Annotated in this window: 14 protein-coding genes and 1 pseudogene; 10 read left to right on the top strand and 5 right to left on the bottom strand. The window is 72.3% G+C overall.

The genetic code is table 11. The annotated features are described in order from the left end of the window. The first annotated feature begins 154 nt into the window (after positions 1–154). The 6 genes and pseudogenes from leuS to OG906_RS22740 all read left to right on the top strand — a co-directional run bounded on the left by leuS (position 155) and on the right by OG906_RS22740 (position 9,462). Positions 155–3,025: a leucine--tRNA ligase gene (leuS, locus tag OG906_RS22715; protein ID WP_329445323.1), complete on the top strand. Its 2,871-nt coding sequence runs from the start codon at positions 155–157 to the stop codon at positions 3,023–3,025. Positions 3,026–3,220: 195 nt separating this feature from the next. After that, the gene (locus tag OG906_RS22720) at positions 3,221–3,949 is read left to right on the top strand and encodes a hypothetical protein (RefSeq protein WP_329445325.1); all 729 of its coding nucleotides are present in this window, start codon (positions 3,221–3,223) and stop codon (positions 3,947–3,949) included. Positions 3,950–4,057: 108 nt separating this feature from the next. Further along, a complete protein-coding gene (locus tag OG906_RS22725; protein ID WP_329445327.1) occupies positions 4,058–4,903 on the top strand; it encodes a DegV family protein in 846 nt (281 codons plus the stop codon). A 305-nt stretch (positions 4,904–5,208) separates the two neighbouring features. After that, the gene (locus OG906_RS22730; protein WP_329445328.1) at positions 5,209–6,075 is read left to right on the top strand and encodes a helix-hairpin-helix domain-containing protein; all 867 of its coding nucleotides are present in this window, start codon (positions 5,209–5,211) and stop codon (positions 6,073–6,075) included. Beyond that, positions 6,072–8,456 (top strand): annotated as a pseudogene (locus OG906_RS22735) (ComEC/Rec2 family competence protein); the annotation flags it as partial. The gene OG906_RS22730 and the pseudogene OG906_RS22735, both read left to right, overlap by 4 nt. Before the next feature lie 124 nt (positions 8,457–8,580). Further along, positions 8,581–9,462 (top strand): YceI family protein, encoded by an 882-nt coding sequence (locus OG906_RS22740; protein ID WP_053674993.1) that lies wholly within the window; start codon positions 8,581–8,583, stop codon positions 9,460–9,462. A 17-nt stretch (positions 9,463–9,479) separates the two neighbouring features. Here OG906_RS22740 and OG906_RS22745 read toward each other — a convergent pair whose 3' ends face one another. Then, positions 9,480–9,722, bottom strand: a complete 243-nt coding sequence (locus OG906_RS22745) for a hypothetical protein (RefSeq protein WP_329445331.1) — start codon at positions 9,720–9,722, stop codon at positions 9,480–9,482. Between the two features lie 76 nt (positions 9,723–9,798). Between OG906_RS22745 and holA the strand changes: the two genes are divergently transcribed. Then, a complete protein-coding gene (holA, locus tag OG906_RS22750; protein WP_329445333.1) occupies positions 9,799–10,791 on the top strand; it encodes a DNA polymerase III subunit delta in 993 nt (330 codons plus the stop codon). A 166-nt stretch (positions 10,792–10,957) separates the two neighbouring features. Here the strand turns inward: holA and OG906_RS22755 are convergent, their stop codons facing one another. Together OG906_RS22755 and rpsT are read right to left on the bottom strand one after the other, a co-directional pair. After that, a complete protein-coding gene (locus OG906_RS22755) occupies positions 10,958–11,431 on the bottom strand; it encodes a protein-tyrosine phosphatase family protein (protein ID WP_329445335.1) in 474 nt (157 codons plus the stop codon). 288 nt (positions 11,432–11,719) lie between these two features. Continuing rightward, complete coding sequence (gene rpsT, locus OG906_RS22760; RefSeq protein ID WP_053681998.1) at positions 11,720–11,986, bottom strand: 30S ribosomal protein S20; 267 nt, start codon at positions 11,984–11,986, stop codon at positions 11,720–11,722. 194 nt (positions 11,987–12,180) lie between these two features. Here rpsT and lepA point away from each other — a divergent pair, with 194 nt between their 5' ends. The 3 genes from lepA to hemW all read left to right on the top strand — a co-directional run bounded on the left by lepA (position 12,181) and on the right by hemW (position 17,508). Next, positions 12,181–14,043, top strand: a complete 1,863-nt coding sequence (lepA, locus tag OG906_RS22765; protein ID WP_267826237.1) for a translation elongation factor 4 — start codon at positions 12,181–12,183, stop codon at positions 14,041–14,043. A 273-nt stretch (positions 14,044–14,316) separates the two neighbouring features. Continuing rightward, entirely contained in the window at positions 14,317–16,209 is a 1,893-nt protein-coding gene (locus OG906_RS22770) for an AMP-dependent synthetase/ligase (RefSeq protein WP_329445338.1), read from the top strand. Positions 16,210–16,275: 66 nt separating this feature from the next. After that, on the top strand, positions 16,276–17,508 hold the full coding sequence (gene hemW / locus OG906_RS22775; RefSeq protein ID WP_329445340.1) for a radical SAM family heme chaperone HemW: 1,233 nt from the start codon (positions 16,276–16,278) through the stop codon (positions 17,506–17,508). 30 nt (positions 17,509–17,538) lie between these two features. Here the strand turns inward: hemW and OG906_RS22780 are convergent, their stop codons facing one another. After that, on the bottom strand, positions 17,539–18,336 hold the full coding sequence (locus OG906_RS22780; RefSeq protein WP_329445342.1) for a DUF3097 domain-containing protein: 798 nt from the start codon (positions 18,334–18,336) through the stop codon (positions 17,539–17,541). 27 nt (positions 18,337–18,363) lie between these two features. After that, positions 18,364–19,095 (bottom strand): MBL fold metallo-hydrolase, encoded by a 732-nt coding sequence (locus tag OG906_RS22785; protein WP_329445344.1) that lies wholly within the window; start codon positions 19,093–19,095, stop codon positions 18,364–18,366. Between the last annotated feature and the right edge of the window lie 135 nt (positions 19,096–19,230).

Below are 19,230 nucleotides of genomic sequence, written 5' to 3' on the forward strand. Positions count from 1 at the left end.
TACGCCTTCTGCTTACCGAGCCGCGCTGATCAGTCCCGACCCATCGAGCCCCACGGATGCGGTCGGCATCGGCGCGGCGTCCCCTCCTGTGCGAGGGGTTTTTTCGTTTGGGCAGGCAGAGACGGCAGAGACGATCGATGGAGCTTCAGAAATCATGAGCGAGACGAACACCCCGGCCCCCGAGGCGGCCGAGGGGCACCGTTACACGGCTGCCATGGCCGCCGACATCGAGGCACGCTGGCAGGACGTATGGGACACGGAGGGGACCTACGAGGCCCCCAACCCGACGGGTGACCTGGCCGGGGACCCCGCGGTCGTCGCGCGCCCCAAGAAGTTCATCATGGACATGTTCCCGTACCCGTCCGGCGCGGGGCTGCACGTCGGCCACCCCCTGGGGTACATCGCCACCGACGTCTTCGCCCGTCACCAGCGGATGACCGGCCACAACGTCCTGCACACCCTGGGCTTCGACGCCTTCGGCCTGCCGGCCGAGCAGTACGCCGTGCAGACCGGCACGCACCCGCGGGTGTCGACCGAGGCGAACATCGAGAACATGAAGGTCCAGCTGCGCCGGCTGGGTCTGGGACACGACCGGCGGCGCTCGTTCGCCACGATCGACCCGGACTACTACAAGTGGACCCAGTGGATCTTCCTGCAGATCTACAACTCCTGGTACGACACCGACGCCGCCAAGGCCCGGCCCATCGCCGAACTGGTCGCCGCCTTCGAGGACGGCTCCCGTGAGGTTCCGGGCGGCCGCGCGTGGGCCGGGCTGACCGCGGGCGAGCGGGCCGACGTACTGAACGGCTTCCGGCTGGCGTACGCCTCCGACGCGCCCGTGAACTGGTGCCCCGGGCTGGGCACCGTCCTGGCGAACGAGGAGGTCACGGCCGACGGCCGCTCCGAGCGCGGCAACTTCCCCGTGTTCAAGGCCAAGCTGAGCCAGTGGAACATGCGGATCACGGCGTACGCCGACCGCCTGCTGGACGACCTGGACGCGCTGGACTGGCCCGAGGCCATCAAGCTGCAGCAGCGGAACTGGATCGGCCGCAGCGAGGGCGCACGCGTCGACTTCGCCGTCGGCGAGGACGCCGTCACGGTGTTCACCACGCGCCCCGACACGCTGTTCGGCGCCACCTACATGGTGCTGGCGCCCGAGCACGAGCTGGTCGAGAAGATCGTCCCGGCCGAGTGGCCCGAGGGCACCCGCCAGGTGTGGACCGGCGGCGCGACGAACCCCCGCGAGGCCGTCGACGCGTACCGCAAGCAGGCCGCGTCCAAGTCGGACGTCGAGCGACAGGCCGAGGCCAAGGACAAGACCGGTGTCTTCACCGGCGCGTTCGCGATCAACCCGGTCAGCGGCGACCAGGTGCCGGTCTTCATCGCGGACTACGTGCTGATGGGCTACGGCACCGGCGCGATCATGGCCGTCCCGGCGCACGACACCCGCGACTTCGCGTTCGCGCAGGCCTTCGAGCTGCCGATGCGCTGCGTCGTGGAGCCCTCCGACGACCGCGACGCCGACCCGACCGAGTGGGAGGACGCGTTCGCCTCCCACGACGGCACGATCGTCAACTCGACCGGCGAGGGCATCACGCTGGACGGCCTGGGCGTCGTCGAGGCCAAGGCCGCGATCACCGACTGGCTGACCGAACGCGGCCTCGGCGAGGGCACCGTCAACTTCCGCCTGCGCGACTGGCTGTTCAGCCGCCAGCGCTACTGGGGCGAGCCCTTCCCGATCGTCTACGACGAGGACGGCGTCGCACACCCGCTGCCCGACTCGATGCTGCCCCTGGAACTGCCGGAGGTCGAGGACTACTCGCCGCGCACCTTCGAGCCGGACGACGCCGCGTCGAAGCCGGAGACCCCGCTGTCGCGCAACGAGGCGTGGGTCGACGTGGAGCTGGACCTGGGCCGGGGCGAGGGCGTCAAGCGCTACCGCCGCGAGACCAACACCATGCCGAACTGGGCCGGCTCCTGCTGGTACGAGCTGCGCTACCTGGACCCGAACAACTCCGAGGCGCTGGTCGACCCGGCCATCGAGCAGTACTGGATGGGCCCGAGCGAGAACGCCCCGCACGGCGGTGTCGACCTGTACGTGGGTGGCGCCGAGCACGCGGTGCTGCACCTGCTGTACGCGCGCTTCTGGTCGAAGGTGCTGTTCGACCTGGGCCACGTCTCCTCGGTCGAGCCGTTCCACAAGCTGTTCAACCAGGGCATGATCCAGGCCTACGCCTACACCGACGCGCGTGGTGTGTACGTTCCGGCGGCCGAGGTCGAGGAGCGCGACGGCGGCTACTTCTACCAGGGGCAGCCCGTCAAGCGCGAGCACGGCAAGATGGGCAAGTCCCTGAAGAACGCCGTCACGCCCGACGAGATCTGCGAGGAGTACGGCGCGGACACGCTGCGCCTGTACGAGATGGCGATGGGCCCCCTGGACGTCTCCCGTCCCTGGGACACCCGCGCCGTCGTCGGCCAGTACCGCCTGCTGCAGCGCCTGTGGCGCAACGTGATCGACGAGGAGACCGGCGCGGTCACCGTCGTGGACGGCGAGCCCGGCGAGGACACCCTGCGGGCCCTGCACAAGGCGATCGACGGGGCCGGCGCCGACATGGCCGCGCTGCGGTTCAACACGGCCATCGCGAAGATCACCGAGCTGAACAACGCCCTGACGAAGGCCGGCCGGCCGCTGGAGCGCTCGGTCGCCGAGCGACTGGTGCTCCTGGTCGCCCCGCTGGCGCCGCACATCGCCGAGGAGCTGTGGCACCGGCTGGGCCACGGCGACTCGGTCGTCCACCAGGACTTCCCGGTGGCGGACCCGGCGTACGTCGTGGACGAGAGCGTGACGTGCGTCGTGCAGGTCAAGGGCAAGGTCAAGGCACGCCTGGAGGTGCCGCCGACGATCTCCGAGGCGGACCTGGAGCAGCTGGCCCTGACCGACGAGGGCGTCGTCGCGGCGCTCGGCGGCGCCGAGATCCGCAAGGTGATCGTGCGGGCGCCGAAGCTGGTGAACATCGTCATCTGACGGGGTCCGAGCCGGTGTGACGTCGCCTGACCTGGTTCGACGGCCGTTCCGTGGCCGTGCGCCGGTGGTCGGGCGGTCGTCCGGCGCGGCTGGGGGTTCTCCCCTACGGGCAGGTTGGGGGTTCGATGGGAACCCCTGACCTGCCCGTTGCGTTTACGGTGGAGGGGACGGAAAAAGCAGGGGAAAGGGAACCTCATGGAGCCGGGCTCAGTGCTCATCATCGTGGCCCTGTTGATGCTGTTCACCTTCCTGGGGCTGGGGGCGTGGGCCACCGTGAAGGTGATCGGGGCGGCGAAGCGCGGCGTGGACCGGACGATCACGCAGGCTCGCCGGACCGTCGAGGACACCACCCTGAAGGCGAAGAGCCTGGGTCAGGTCGGGGTCCCGGGTGCGCTGGCCCAGCTGCGGTTGGACCTGCGGACGTCGATGCGGGCCACCCAGCAGGCCCTGTACCGGGGAGCGCAGCAGGACGCCTCGCTGAAGGAGTCCATCGGCCTGTTCGAGCGACTGAGCGCGCACGGGTACGAGCTGGACGACGAGCTGAAGCGGCTGGAGCAGGAACCGGACCGCAAGCGGACCGCGGAACTCCTGCCCGACCTGCGGGAACGCACTGCCAAGATCATCCAGTCCGCCGATTCGCTGCGGTGGGCCGCCCGCGACCGGGCACGACGTTTCGCGCAGGACGACCTGTCCTCGCTGTCCGCCCAGATCGAGGTCGAGTCGGACGCGCTGCGGGACTGGTCCCGTGAATCGGTGGACGAACTCGCGGAGGCCGCCGCGGCCTGGGACGCGGCACAGGAGCGGTTCCCGGGAGCCACCCCGGCCCCGGGCGCCGGCCCGGCGCGGCCGGCGGCCCTGGACCCGTCCACGCCGGCGCAGCGGTACCCGTGGCAGAAGACGGCCCGCCCGGAGCCCACCACCTGAGACCGACCGCGGGGGAGGTCACGATTGAGGCCCAGGAACCCCCCCCGCACGGTCCTGACATGGGACCCAGGCTGCCGGAGGGCCCCCTGTGGCGGTAACCTCCGGCTCATGTCCCGCCATGTCGCGATCGTCACCGATTCCACGGCCTACCTGCCTCATCCGGCGATGGCGCGGCACGGAATCACCGCCGTGCCCCTGACCGTGGTGCTCGGCGACGAGGCCCTCGAAGAGGGCACCGAGATCTCGGCACGCAGCCTCGCCCTGGCCCTGCAGAAACGCCGCTCGGTCACCACGTCCCGCCCCAGCCCGGAGGAGTTCTCCCGGGCCTACCGGGCGGCGGCGGACGCCGGCGCGGTCGGCATCGTCAGCCTGCACCTCTCCGCCGAGTTCTCCGGCACCTACGACGCCGCCGTGGTCGCCGCGAAGAACGCGCCGGTGCCCGTCCGCGTCGTCGACACCGGCATGGTCGCGATGGCCCTCGGATTCTGCGCGCTGGCGGCGGCGGAGGTCTCCGAGGCCGGGGGATCCGTGGACGAGGCGGTGGCCGCCGCCGAGAAGCGGGCCGCGGACATGTCGGCGTACTTCTACGTCGACACCCTCGACTACCTCCGTCGCGGCGGACGCATCGGGGCGGCGCAGGCGCTCCTCGGCTCGGCCCTCGCGGTCAAACCGCTGCTCACGCTGGACGGGGGGCGGATCGAGATGCTGGAGAAGGTACGGACGGCCTCCAAGGCCATCGCGCGTCTGGAGGAACTCGCCGTCGAGCGGGCCGGTGCGGCCCGGGTGGACGTGGCGGTGCACCATCTGGCGGCGCCGGAGCGGGCCGAGAAGCTCGCGGAACGCCTGCGTGAACGGATCCCCGGGCTGGTCGAGCTGCACGTCAGCGAGGTCGGCGCGGTGATCGGAGCGCACACCGGGCCGGGGCTGCTGGCAGCGGTCGTCTCCCCCCGCTGATCACCGGAACGGGTGGCCCGGATATCCACAACGGGTCGTTCATCCACCGGAATTGATGGCTCCGAACGGAGGTCGGGGCAGGCCCCTACCGTCGTGCCATGACGACTCGAACGCAGACGCGCACCCGTACTTCGCGGCCCGTGGGGGCCGCTGCCGCAGCCACCCGTGGGCCCGGTCGAAGGCACCGGTTCGGCGGTCGGAACGGTGATCCGCCCGATGGTCGTTCCCCTGGCCGTTTCCCTGGCCGTTCCCGTGGTCGGGCGGTCGGGATCGTGGGGCGGCGGCCACGACCGGATCCGTCGGCGGTGCGACGCAGGGCCGAGGCCATGCTGACCGCTCCGCCACCTGACGGGGCGGCCGGGGTGGTGGGGCCCGATCCGGCGCTCGGAACCGTACCCGGACCGGTGGTGGGGCCGGCGGTGGGGCCGGTGGTGGATCCGGTGGCGCGCGTCGGGGAGGTGGCGACGGGTGACCCGGTGGCGGGGCCTGCGGGCCGGGACGCGTGGTCGCTCGCGGTGCGGGAGCGCATGCCGGTGTGGCTTCAGGCGCGTTGCGCGGTGGAACCGAGAACGGTGGCCGCCGTGGCGGTGGTCCTGGTCGGGGCCGTCGGGTTCGCCGCACAGCAGTACTGGACGGCGAGGTCGGAGCCGGTGACCGCGCCCGCCGTGGTGGCCCCTGCCGCGAGCCCCTCTCCGGCGGCGACCCCCGCCCGGGTGGTGGTGGACGTCAGCGGCAAGGTCCGGGATCCGGGGGTGCGGCGGCTGCCCACGGGCGCCCGGGTGGAGGACGCGCTGGCAGCCGCCGGGGGAGTGCGGCCCGGCACGGACACCACCGGGTTGAACCGGGCCCGGGTGCTGGTGGACGGCGAGCAGGTCATGGTGGGCGTTCCCGCACAGCCGCCGGCGGCAGGCGGCGCCGCTCCCGGTCCGGGTGCGGGGCGGGGGTCTTCAGGCGCGGGGGCCGGCTCCGGCTCCGGCGCGGGACCGTTGAGTCTCGCCGGCGCCACCGTCGAGCAACTGGACGGGCTGCCCGGGGTGGGGCCGGTGCTCGCGCAGCACATCATCGACTTCCGGACGGCGCGCGGCGGCTTCCGGTCCGTGGACGAACTGCGACAGGTCGACGGCATCGGCGAACGACGGTTCTCCGACCTGCGTGCGCTGGTGCGGCCGTGAACGGGGTCGAGCGGTCCGGTCCCACGGACCTGCGCCTGCTCGCGCCAGCGCTGGCCACGTGGGCGGCCTCGGCCGTCGCGCTGGGGACGCCGGGCGGGTGGACCGCCGTCGGGGTGGGCCTCGCGGTGGCCGTCGCCGGCGGGCTGTTCCTCGCCGGGTACCGGCGGCCGGGGCCGTCGTGGGGGATCGGCGCCGCCCTCGCCGGCGCCCTGCTGTGCGCGGCGGCCGGAGCCGGGGTGGCCGGGCTCCAGCGGGCCGAGGCACGCGCCGGACCCGTCGAGGGCGCCGCCCGGGGGCACGCCCGGGTCGCGGTGGAACTCACCGTCGAGTCGGACCCCCGTACCGTCCGCGGCGGAGGCGGGCCGCCCGCCGTGGCCCTGGACGCGATGGTGACCCGGATGACCGGCCCCTACGGGACCCGTACCAGCGTCGAGACCCCGGTACGGGTCCTGGCCGGGCACCAGGGCTGGGCCCGGCTGCTGCCCTCCACCCGGGTCGAGGCGGTGGGCCGGCTGGCGCCGGGCCGCGACGGGGAGCGGGCCGTGGCACTGCTCCGCCTCGCCGGCGACGCCCCGCCGCGGGTGACGGGCCGGCCGGACGTCGCGCAGCGCGTCGCGGGGTCGCTGCGGGCCGGCCTGCGGGAAGCCACCGAGGGGCTGGGGCCCGACGCCAGGGCGCTGCTCCCCGGCCTGGTGGTCGGGGACACCTCCCGGGTGCCGACCGACCTGCACGACGCCTTCAAGGCCACCGATCTGCTGCACCTGCTCGCCGTGTCGGGATCGAACCTGACCGTGGTGCTGTTCCTGCTCATCGGGCCCCCGGCCGCCGCGCAGCGCGCGGAACGCGGCGGACTGGCACCCCGGTTCGGGCTGTCGCTGCGGGCCACCGCCCTGTGCGGAGCGGCGCTGACGTCGGGCTTCGTGGTGGTGTGCCGGCCGGAGCCCAGCGTGCTGCGGGCCGCCGCCTGCGGGGCCGTCACCCTGCTGGCCCTCGCCACCGGGCGGCGCAGGTCGCTGCTTCCGGCCCTCGCCGCCGCCGTTCTGCTGCTGTTGCTGTACGACCCCTGGCTGTCCCGCAGCATCGGCTTCCTGCTGTCCGTACTGGCCACAGGGGCCCTGCTCACCCTCGGCCCCCGGTGGAGCGAAGCGCTGCAACGGCGGGGGATGCGGCCCAGGTTCGCCGACGCGGTGGGGGCCGCCGCGGCCGCCCAAGCGGTGTGCGCGCCGGTGGTCGTCGTGCTCACCGCCCGGGTGAGCCTCGTGGCGGTGCCGTGCAACCTGCTCGCCGAACTCGCGGCGGGACCGGCCACGGTGCTCGGCTTCGCGACGCTCGCGGTGGCCCCGCTGTGGATGCCCGCCGCCGAGTGGCTCGCCTGGTGTGCCGGAGTGCCCGCCGGGTGGATCGCCGCAGTGGCGCGGACCGGGGCGCGACTGCCGGGGGCGGAGCTGCCCTGGCCGGGCGGGCTGCCCGGCGGACTGCTGCTCGCCGCCGCCACGGCCGCCCTGTTGGTGCTGTGCGTCCGATGGGGGCGCCATCGCGGGCTCTGCTCCGCCCTGGCCGTGCTGCTGCTCCTGGCCGTCCTGAGGCCGCCACAGCTCACGCGTCCGTTCAAGGGCTGGCCTCCGCCCGACTGGACCTACGTACAGTGCGCCGTCGGCCAGGGGGACGCCGGCGTCCTCGCGGTGGGCCCGGGTACGGCCGTCGTGGTCGACACGGGACCGGACCCCGGCCCCGTGGACGACTGCCTGCGCGACCTGGGTGTGAGCAGGATCCCATTGCTGCTGCTGACGCACTTCCACGCCGACCATGTGGGCGGAATCTCAGGGGTGCTGCGGGGACGCACCGTCGCTGTGATCCAGACCACCGCCCTGGCGGAACCGCACGCCCAGGCCGAGTCCGTGCGCCGCACCGCCGCCGCGGCCCGGGTACCCGTCGTACGCGCCGCCTCGGGGGAACGCCGCCGGGCCGGAACGCTGGAGTGGCAGGTGCTGTGGCCGATGGCCGACGGCCCGACGCCCGAGGGGCCGAACGACGCGAGCGTGGCCCTGCTCGTACGGGCCTCCGGACTGACCCTGCTCCTGCTCGGAGACCTGGAACCACCGTCCCAACAGGCCCTGTTGAGGAGCCATCCGGAACTGGGTCCGGTGGACGTCCTGAAGGTCGCCCACCACGGTTCGGCACACCAGGACCCCGGACTTCAGGATCGGGTCAGGCCCAGGATCGCGATTGTTCCCGTCGGTACAAGAAACCGCTACGGGCACCCCGCGCCAGGTACGCTCGCGCGACTGCGGGCGATGGGCGCGACGGTGTTGCGCACCGATACCGATGGTTCGGTGGCGATCTCCGGAAGCGGCCCGCGGCTGCGGGCCTTTCCGTCCGGACGGCGGGGCAGGCGACGCGGGCATACCGGGCACACCCGTTCTGTTTGCCCACAACCCGACAGCATGATCGAATGCGTCTTCGCCAGAACGGCACAAGTCCACACAGCACGGGGGTGCACCAACCATGTTCGGACGCCGACGGGGGATGGAGACGGCCGGAAGCGCCGGCTCCCAGACGACCGCCACACTCGCGCTCCCGCACACCGCGCGACTGTTGAGCTGTCGCGTTCTCGACACGGTCCACCAGCCCATCAGACAGGCGAAGTTCGAGGTCACCGATCCGATCGGCCGACGCGTCGTCAGCGGCGAGACCGATCCGTACGGCGGGTTCACCGCGGCCATGCCGGAGGGGGAGTACCGACTCTCGGTGACCGCCGAGGGCTATGCGCCGTTCCACGGCGCGACGCTGGTGGGGGATCCGGCGCAGCCCGGCACCGCGGAGATCATCCTGGACGCCGTCGAACCGCCCCTGCTGCCGGCGCCCGGCCACTGGGAACTCGACCCGACGCACTCGTCGATCGGCTTCACGGCCCGGCACATCGGCTTCGCCCGGATCCACGGCCGGTTCAGCACCTTCGCCGGCGCCGTCCGGATCGCCGAGCGCATGGAGGACTCCTCCATGCGCGTGATCATCGATGCGGCGAGCATCGACACCGGCCTGCGGATGCGCGACGACCACCTGCGCTCGGCGGACTTCCTGGACGCGGCACGCCACCCCACGGTGGAGTTCTACAGCGAGCGCTTCATCCACCGCAGCGGCAGCCGTTGGGCGGTCGCGGGCGCGTTGACCCTGCACGGGGTGAGCCGCTCCGTGACCCTGGACACCCAGTACCTGGGCCACGGCACGGGCCTGGAGGGCGAGCCGCGAGCCGCGTGCCGGGCCACCGCCGAACTTCAGCGCGAGGACTTCACCCTGAACTGGCAGTCGATGCTGGCGCACGGGATCGCGGCGATCGGTTCGAGCGTGGAAGTGGACCTGGACATCCAGATCGTGCACAAGGCGTAGGGCCCGCCCGGCGAGGCTCAGGGGGCCTCCAGCCACCCGTCGTACTCGGCGGCGAACTCGTCCAGCGCGGACGCGTCGAGGCGTTCCGTCGGGTCCTCGACGACCACCAGCCACTGGGCGTCCTCCGCGTCGTCCTCGCCGGCGAGGGCGTCGCGGACCAGCTGGGGTTCCTCGGGCACGCCGAAGCGGTCCACGAGTTCGCGCGCCACCTCCTCGGCGGCGTCACGGTCGGGCAGGACGAGTACATGTCGCACGTTCACCCGACCATTCTCGGGTACCGCGTGAGGGGGTACGGGGCGAGGGGGACTGTCACTGCGGCGTGGGATGCTGGAGGCGATGGCCACCAGGAAGAACTCCACCGACGATCCGCTCGCCCCGCTCACCCTCGCGGTGGGGCAGGAGGATCTGCTGCTCGACCGCGCGGTCCGGGAAGTGGTGACGGCGGCCCGTGCCGCCGACGCCGACACCGACGTGCGGGACCTCTCCTCCGAGCAGCTCCAGCCCGGCACGCTCGCCGAGCTGACCAGCCCCTCGCTGTTCTCCGAGCGTAAGGTCCTGGTCGTGCGAAACGCGCAGGACCTGTCCGCGGACACGGTGAAGGAGGTCAAGGCGTACCTCGCGTCGCCGTACGAGGAGATCATCCTCGTCCTCCTCCACGCCGGCGGCGTCAAGGGCAAGGGGTTGCTGGACGCGGCACGCAAGGCGGGTGCCCGCGAGATCGCCTGCCCGAAGATGACGAAGGCCGCGGACCGGCTGTCCTTCGTGCGGGGGGAGTTCCGGACGCTGGGGCGCTCCGCCACACCCGAGGCCTGCCAGAACCTGGTCGACGCCATCGGCAGCGACCTGCGGGAGCTGGCGAGCGCGGCCGCGCAACTGTGCGCGGACGTCGAAGGCACCATCGACGAGGCCGTGGTCGGGCGTTACTACACCGGCCGCGCCGAGGCCTCCAGCTTCACGGTCGCCGACCGGGCGGTCGAGGGGCGGACGGCCGAGGCCCTCGAAGCCCTGCGCTGGTCGCTGTCCACCGGGGTGGCACCGGTCCTGATCACCAGCGCCCTCGCCCAGGCGGTCCGGGCCATCGGCAAGCTGGCCTCGGCGCCGCGCGGTGCCCGCCCCGGAGACCTCGCCCGGGACCTGGGCATGCCGCCGTGGAAGATCGACCGGGTTCGGCAGCAGATGCGGGGCTGGTCGGCGGACGGTGTCTCGGACGCCCTGCGCGCGGTGGCCGCCGCCGACGCGGGCGTGAAGGGCGGGGGCGACGACCCCGAGTACGCGCTGGAGAAGGCGGTCGTGGCGGTGGCCCGAGCGGCCCGCCCGAACCGCCGCTAGCCTCCGGCGGGTTGACGGTACCCGGGGTGCGGGGGCGGGTGTCTCGCTCCCGCGCCGTGCCGTTCGCTTCCCGTGCTCTGCGCGGTTCGGCGGTTCTCCGGGGTGCCGGGGGTGCGCTGGGGCGGTGGGGCGTGTGCTGCTCCGTGCCGCCCGTGCGGTCGGGGGCTCAGGACCCGTCGCCGGGGGCTGCTTGTGCCGATCGTGAGGGCGGGCCCTGGAAGCGGCGGACGTAGCGCTTCTGCCACGGGGTCTCCACGGCGCGGGGGTGGTGGCTGCGGCGGACGAACTCCACCGCGCGTTCTGCCGGGATGCCGTCCAGGACCGCGATGCAGGCCAGCGCGGTGCCCGTGCGACCGCGGCCGCCCGCGCAGGCGAGTTCGACCCGGTCCGTGGCGGCGCGCTCCCAGGCCAGGGCGAGGAGCTCGCGGGCACGGGAACGGTCGGACGGGAGCCGAAAGTCGGGCCAGCGCAGCCAGTCGGCCTCCCAGTCGACCTCGGGCGGTGGCGAGCCCAGCAGGTACACGGCGTACGTCGGTTCCTGGCCGGCCGGAAGGGGCCGACTGAGCCCGCGCCCCCGGACGAGCCGCCCCGAGGGCAGGCGCAGGACCCCCACGTCGGTCGAGTTCCATACCTCGGTCATCCACCCAGGCTAGCCGGCCCCGGTGCGGCGGGCGACGGTCCTGCCCCCGGGCCTGGGCCCTGGGGTGATGCCCGGACCGGCGGCCCCGCACCGCCCCGGCCCCGCCCCCGCGGCCCCGGGAAAGGCGAAGGCCCCGGCGGCACCCTGGGGAAGGGTGGCCGTCGGGGCCTTCGGTGGTTCTGGTTGCGCCGCACCCGCGTGGCGAACGCTTCGCGTGCGGCGCGGAGTGCCGGTCAGGAGCGGGAGAGAGGGCCCGCTGGATTCCTACCCGGCGATCACATCAGGAGCTCAGCCCTGGAGGGAGGCAACCTTGATCGCCAGCGCCGACTTCTTGTTGGCGGCGGCGTTCTTGTGGATGACACCCTTCGAGACAGCCTTGTCGAGCGCACGCGAAGCGTCGCGGGAAGCCAGGGTGGCCTTCTCGACGTCGCCCGCGGCCACGGCCTCGCGGGCCTTGCGGATCGCGGTCTTGAGCGAGGACTTGACGGCCTTGTTGCGCAGGCGCGCCTTCTCGTTCGTCTTGTTCCGCTTGATCTGGGACTTGATGTTCGCCACGAAAGAGCCTTTGCAGGTTCAGAGTTTGATCTTCGGATTGCGTCTCGAACGGCTTGAGGCCATACGAGACACAGCTGCTCAGGCTACCAGGCACGCTCCGGGCGGCCCAAACCGGGCGCATGCCCCCGTCCATGGGACCATGGAGCGTATATAGAGACGACTTCCCGACTGCGACCCGAGAATCAGGACACTGCGTGCCCGCGATCCCCAGCCACGTGCCCGAGCCGAGCCGTACCGACCCGGCGCTGATCCGCAATTTCTGCATCATCGCGCACATCGACCACGGCAAGTCGACGCTTGCCGACCGGATGCTCCAGCTCACCGGTGTGGTGGACTCGCGGCAGATGCGCGCCCAGTACCTCGACCGCATGGACATCGAGCGTGAGCGCGGTATCACGATCAAGTCCCAGGCGGTCCGTCTGCCCTGGGCCCCGAACACGGGCGAGGACGAGGGCAAGACCCACGTCCTCAACATGATCGACACCCCGGGGCACGTCGACTTCACGTACGAGGTCTCGCGCTCCCTCGCCGCCTGCGAGGGCACGGTCCTGCTCGTGGACGCCGCGCAGGGCATCGAGGCCCAGACCCTCGCCAACCTGTACCTGGCGATGGAGAAGGACCTCGCGATCGTCCCGGTGCTGAACAAGATCGACCTGCCGGCCGCCCAGCCGGAGAAGTTCGCCGAGGAGCTCGCGAACCTGGTCGGCTGCCAGCCCGAGGACGTGCTGCGGGTCTCCGCGAAGACCGGTCTCGGCGTGGACGCGCTGCTCGACAAGATCGTCGCCACGGTTCCGGCCCCGGTCGGCCCCAAGGACGCCCCCGCCCGCGCCATGATCTTCGACTCGGTCTACGACTCGTACCGCGGTGTCGTCACCTACGTCCGTGTCGTGGACGGTCAGCTCAACAAGCGCGAGCGCATCCGGATGATGTCCACCGGCGCGACCCACGAGCTGTTGGAGATCGGCGTCTCCTCCCCGGAGATGACCCCCTCCGACGGCATCGGCGTCGGCGAGGTCGGCTACATCATCACCGGTGTGAAGGACGTCCGTCAGTCCAAGGTCGGTGACACCATCACCAGCCTGCACAACGGCGCGACCGAGGCCCTGGGCGGCTACAAGGACCCGCGGCCGATGGTCTTCTCGGGCCTGTACCCGCTCGACGGTTCGGACTACCCCGACCTGCGCGAGGCCCTGGACAAGCTCCAGCTCAACGACGCCGCGCTCGTCTACGAGCCGGAGACCTCGGCGGCGCTGGGCTTCGGCTTCCGCGTGGGCTTCCTCGGCCTGCTGCACCTGGACGTGGTCCGCGAGCGCCTGGAGCGCGAGTTCGGGCTCGACCTGATCGCCACCGCGCCCAACGTGATCTACCGCGTCGTCATGGAGGACGGCAAGGAGGTCAACGTCACCAACCCGAGCGAGTTCCCCGAGGGCAAGATCTCGGACGTGTTCGAGCCGGTCGTGCGGGCCACCCTGCTCGCGCCCTCCGAGTTCATCGGCGCGATCATGGAGCTCTGCCAGCAGCGCCGCGGCACCCTCCTCGGGATGGACTACCTCTCCGAGGACCGGGTCGAGATCCGCTACACGCTCCCTCTCGCGGAGATCGTGTTCGACTTCTTCGACCAGCTGAAGTCCAAGACGCGCGGTTACGCCTCCCTGGACTACGAGCCCACCGGCGAGCAGGCCTCCGGGCTGGTCAAGGTCGACATCCTGCTGCACGGCGACAAGGTCGACGCCTTCTCCGCCGTCACGCACAAGGACGCCGCCTACGCCTACGGCGTGCGCCTCGTCGCGAAGCTGCGCGAGCTCATCCCGCGCCAGGCCTTCGAGATCCCGATCCAGGCGGCCGTCGGCTCCCGCGTCATCGCCCGCGAGACCATCCGCGCCATCCGCAAGGACGTCCTCGCCAAGTGCTACGGCGGTGACATCTCCCGTAAGCGGAAGCTGCTGGAGAAGCAGAAGGAAGGCAAGAAGCGGATGAAGATGGTCGGCTCCGTGGAGGTCCCGCAGGAGGCCTTCATCGCCGTCCTCTCCAGCGACGAGTCCGGCAAGAAGAAGTAGCGGACGCCGGACGGATGTAAAGGGCGGGTCAAGAAGCGCGCCCGTCCCATGTCGTGAGAAACGGGCCCACATGCACCCGCATGGGGGCCCGTTTCGTTATGAAGCGGCCGCTCGCCGCCTCTTACGCGTCGGGCGGGCGGCCTCTAGTCTGATCACTGCTTGATGGTTACTCGCCAGTCACAAACTCGCCAGCCGTAACGCGCAGGTCCCCACCCGCCCGTCCCAAGCGCCCCACGCCCACGCACTGCCGCGTGGACCGGTCCGGAGGATGTCGTGAGCGACACACAGACCTTGATCGAGAACCGCCCGCCCACCGTGGCGGCCCTCTTCCTTGAGCGCGTCGCGGCCACGCCGAACGCCGAGGCCTACCGCTATCCGGTCCCCGCGGCCGGCGGCTCGGGGGGCCCCGACGACTGGAAGTCGCTCAGCTGGGGACAGGCGGCCGAGCGGGTGTTCGCCATCGCCGCCGGTCTCGCCGACCTCGGACTCCAGTCGGAGGACCGGGTCGCGCTCGCCTCCAACACCCGGGTCGAATGGATCCTGGCCGACCTCGGCGTGATGTGCGCCGGCGCCGCGACCACCACCATCTACCCGAGCACCAACGGCGAGGAGTCGGCGTTCATCCTGGCCGACTCCGAGAGCCGGGTGCTGATCGCCGAGGACGCCAAGCAGCTGGCCAAGGCCCGCGCGCACCGCGCCGACCTGCCCCGCCTCGCCCATGTGGTGGTGCTGGACGCGGAGGACGCCGTCGCGCACGAGAGCGACCCCGAGGGCTGGGTGCTCTCCCTCGCCGAGCTGGAGGCGCGCGGCAAGGAGTACCTCGCCAAGCACCCCGAGGCGATCAGGGAGCGGATCGCGGCGATCACCGCCGACCAGCTCGCCACCCTGATCTACACCTCCGGCACCACCGGCCGCCCCAAGGGCGTGCGACTGCCGCACGACAACTGGTCGTACATGGCCAAGGCCACCGTCGCGACCGGCATGATCAACTCGGACGACGTCCAGTACCTGTGGCTGCCGCTCGCGCACGTCTTCGGCAAGGTGCTGACCTCCGGACAGATCGAGGTCGGCCACGTCACCGCCATCGACGGCCGGATCGACAAGATCATCGAGAACCTGCCGATCGTGCAGCCGACCTACATGGCCGCCGTTCCGCGCATCTTCGAGAAGGTCTACAACGGCGCCGCCGGCAAGGCCCGTGCCGCCGGCGGGGCCAAGTACAAGATCTTCAAGTGGGCGGCCGGCGTCGCCCGCGAGTACGCCAAGGTCAGCCAGGACAACTTCCGGCGCACCGGCAACGCGTCCGTCCCCCTCGGCCTCGCCACCCGCCACAAGGTCGCCGACGCGCTCGTCTACTCCAAGCTCCGCGACGCCTTCGGCGGAAAGCTGCGCGCCGCGATCTCCGGCTCCGCGGCCCTCGCCCCCGACATCGGCTACTTCTTCGCCGGCGCCGGCATCCACATCCTGGAGGGCTACGGCCTCACGGAGTCCAGCGCGGCCTCCTTCGTCAACCCCGGCGAGGCCTACCGCACCGGCACCGTCGGCAAGCCGCTCCCCGGCACCGAGGTCCGCATCGCCGACGACGGCGAGATCCTGCTGCGCGGCCCCGGCATCATGCAGGGCTACCACGGGCTGCCCGACAAGACCGCCGAGGTGCTGGAGGCCGACGGCTGGCTGCACACCGGCGACATCGGCGAGCTCTCCCCGGACGGCTTCCTGCGCATCACCGACCGCAAGAAGGACCTGATCAAGACCTCGGGCGGCAAGTACGTCGCCCCGGCCGAGATCGAGGGCCGGTTCAAGGCGATCTGCCCGTACGTCTCCAGCATCGTGGTGCACGGCGCCGACCGGAACTTCTGCTCCGCGCTGATCGCCCTCGACGGGCCCGCCCTCCTGACCTGGGCGGCCGACCACGGCCTGGAGGGCAAGACGTACGCCGAGGTCGTGGCCGCGCCCGAGACGGTACGGCTCGTCGAGACCTACGTGCAGACCCTCAACGAGGGCCTCCAGCGCTGGCAGACGATCAAGCAGTTCCGGCTGCTGCCCCGTGACCTCGACGTCGAGCACGGCGACCTCACCCCGAGCCTCAAGCTCAAGAGGCCGGTCGTGGAGCGCGAGTTCAAGTACCTCATCGACGAGATGTACGCGGGCGCGAACGAGGCGTAGGCCCTCGCGGACCGGCCGCGGTCGCGGAGCGTAAACGACCTTCGGGCGGTGCGGGACAATGGGCTCATGCCTTCCGCACTGCCCGACGGTGAACCCATGCCCGAAGACGGCTCGCTGCCGTCGCACGCCCTGGCGGGCGCCGGCGAGCGGCCGCTCGGCTTCTACCTGCACGTCCCCTACTGCGCGACGCGCTGCGGGTACTGCGACTTCAACACCTACACGGCCACCGAGCTGCGGGGCACCGGCGGCGTGCTCGCCTCCCGCGAAAACTACGCCGACACCCTGATCGACGAGGTCAGGCTGGCGCGCAAGGTCCTCGGGGACGACCCGCGGGCCGTGCGCACCGTGTTCGTGGGCGGCGGCACGCCCACCCTGCTGCCCGCCGGGGACCTCGTGCGGATGCTCGCGGCGATCCGGGAGGAGTTCGGGCTCGCCGAGGACGCCGAGATCACCACCGAGGCCAACCCGGAGTCGGTGGACCCGCGGTACCTCGCGGAACTGCGCGAGGGCGGCTTCAACCGGGTCTCCTTCGGCATGCAGAGCGCCAAGCAGCACGTCCTGAAGGTGCTCGACCGCACCCACACGCCCGGACGCCCCGAGGCGTGCGTGGCGGAGGCGCGGGCGGCCGGCTTCGAGCACGTGAACCTCGACCTGATCTACGGAACGCCCGGCGAGTCCGACGAGGACTGGCGGGCCACGCTGGCGGCCGCGCTGGGGGCCGGGCCGGACCACGTCAGCGCCTACGCGCTGATCGTGGAGGAGGGCACGCAGCTGGCCCGACGGATCCGCCGCGGCGAGGTCCCGATGACCGACGACGACGTGCACGCCGACCGGTACCTGATCGCCGACTCGGTGATGGCCGAGGCCGGCTACTCCTGGTACGAGGTGTCGAACTGGGCCACCTCCGAGGCCGGGCGCTGCCTGCACAACGAGCTGTACTGGCGCGGCGCCGACTGGTGGGGCGCGGGCCCCGGCGCCCACTCGCACGTGGGCGGGGTGCGCTGGTGGAACGTGAAGCACCCCGGCGCCTACGCCGCCGCGCTGGCCGGGGGCCGGTCCCCGGGCGCGGGCCGGGAGCTCCTGTCGGACGAGGACCGGCGCGTCGAGCGGATCCTGCTGGAACTGCGGCTCGTGGACGGCGTCCCGCTGTCGCTGCTCGCCCCCGCGGGCCTGGCGGCGTCCCGACGCGCCCTGGCGGACGGACTGCTGGCCCCCGGCCCGTACGAGGCCGGGAGCGCCGTGCTGACCCTGCGGGGGCGGCTGCTGGCCGACGCGGTGGTCCGGGACCTGGTGGACTAGGCCGTCTCTTTCGGGTCCTGCCGGGCCCCGTCAGGCGGTGACGTGGTCGATCAGGTGCTCCACCGCCCCCAGCAGGGTCGGCTCCAGGTCCCGGTACGAGGTCACCCTGGACAGGATGTGCTGCCAGGCGGCGCCCGTGTTCGGCGGCCAGCCCAGCGCCCGGCAGACGCCCGTCTTCCAGTCCTCCCCGCGCGGGACGACCGGCCAGGCCGCGATGCCCAGGGCGGACGGTTTCACGGCCTGCCAGACGTCCACGTAGGGATGGCCCACGATCAGGACGTGCGGGGAGGTCACCTCGGCCGCGATCCGCGACTCCTTCGAACCCGGCACCAGGTGGTCCACCAGGACGCCCAACCGGGCGTCGGCGGCCGGCGCGAAGTCCGCCACGATGGTCGGCAGGTCGTCGATGCCCTCCAGGTACTCCACGACCACGCCCTCGATGCGCAGGTCGTCGCCCCAGACCCGCTCCACCAGCTCGGCGTCGTGGCGGCCCTCGACGTAGATCCGGCCCGCCCGGGCCACCCGGGCACGGGCCCCGGGGACGGCGAGCGAACCCGAGGCCGTACGGGCCGGGGCGGCGGGGGCGCGGGACGGGCGGGTCAGGGTGACCACCGCCCCGTCCAGCAGGAAGCCGCGCGGCTCCAGCGGAAACACCCGCCGCTTGCCGAAGCGGTCCTCCAGGGTCACCGTGCCGGCCTCGCAGGCCACCACCGCGCCGCAGAAGTCCGTACCGGCCACCTCGACCACCAGGTCGGGGTCTGCCGGCACCTCGGGCACGGCCTTGGCGCGCTTCCACGGCGGGGTCAGGTCGGGGGAGTACTCACGCATCCGGCGACCGTACGAGAGAGCCCGCGCTCACGCCGTCGACACGCCGAACCTCGTTGCCAGTGTGTCCCGTTGCGCACGGACGAAGGCCGCGTCGACCACCGCTCCGTGACCCGGCACGTACAGTGCGTCGTCGCCGCCCAGCGAGAGCAGCCGGTCCAGGGCCGCCGGCCACTGCCCGGGCACCGCGTCCGAGCCGGCCTGGGGTTCGCCCGACTCCTCGACCAGGTCCCCGCAGAAGACGACCTCCCGTTCGCCCGGCACGAAGACCGCCAGGTCGTGCTGGGAGTGCGCGGGGCCGAGGTTCGCGAGCAGCACCTGTACGGCGCCCAGATCCAGCGTCCGCTCGCCCGACACCGGGTGCTCGGGTGCCACGACCAGGTCGGCGGCCTCCGCGGCCTCCGCCGCGTCCAGGCCCTGCGCGGTCGCGCTGTGCCGCAGTTCCTCGCGGCCGGTGGGCGTCGACAGCACCTTGTCCAGGCCGACCGCCGCGTGGAACTCGGCGCCCGTGAAGGCGGAGCCACCCAGAACGTGGTCGAAATGTCCGTGCGTGAATGCGATATGGGTCACGTGCCGGCCGGTCAGCCGCTCCGCCTCGGCCCGCACCCGCGCACCCTCCCGCACGCACGAACCGGGGTCGACGAGAAGAACCGAATCGTCGCCCACCACCAGCCCCACCGTGCAGTCCCACACCGGCAACCGGCGCCGTCCGACCCGTCCGGTCAGCCGTTCCCAGCCCGCCTCTTCCCATTGCACGTCCATGCGGTGACGCTACCCTGGCGGGCCGCCCTTGCCTCCCGCGTACCACCCGGCCGTACACTGACCGGGGGATCTCTGGCACTCGAATGCGCAGAGTGCCAACGAGGCCCGCAACGGGACCGCACGACGACCGAAGAC

The organism is Streptomyces sp. NBC_01426 (assembly GCF_036231985.1).
GTDB lineage: Bacteria > Actinomycetota > Actinomycetes > Streptomycetales > Streptomycetaceae > Streptomyces.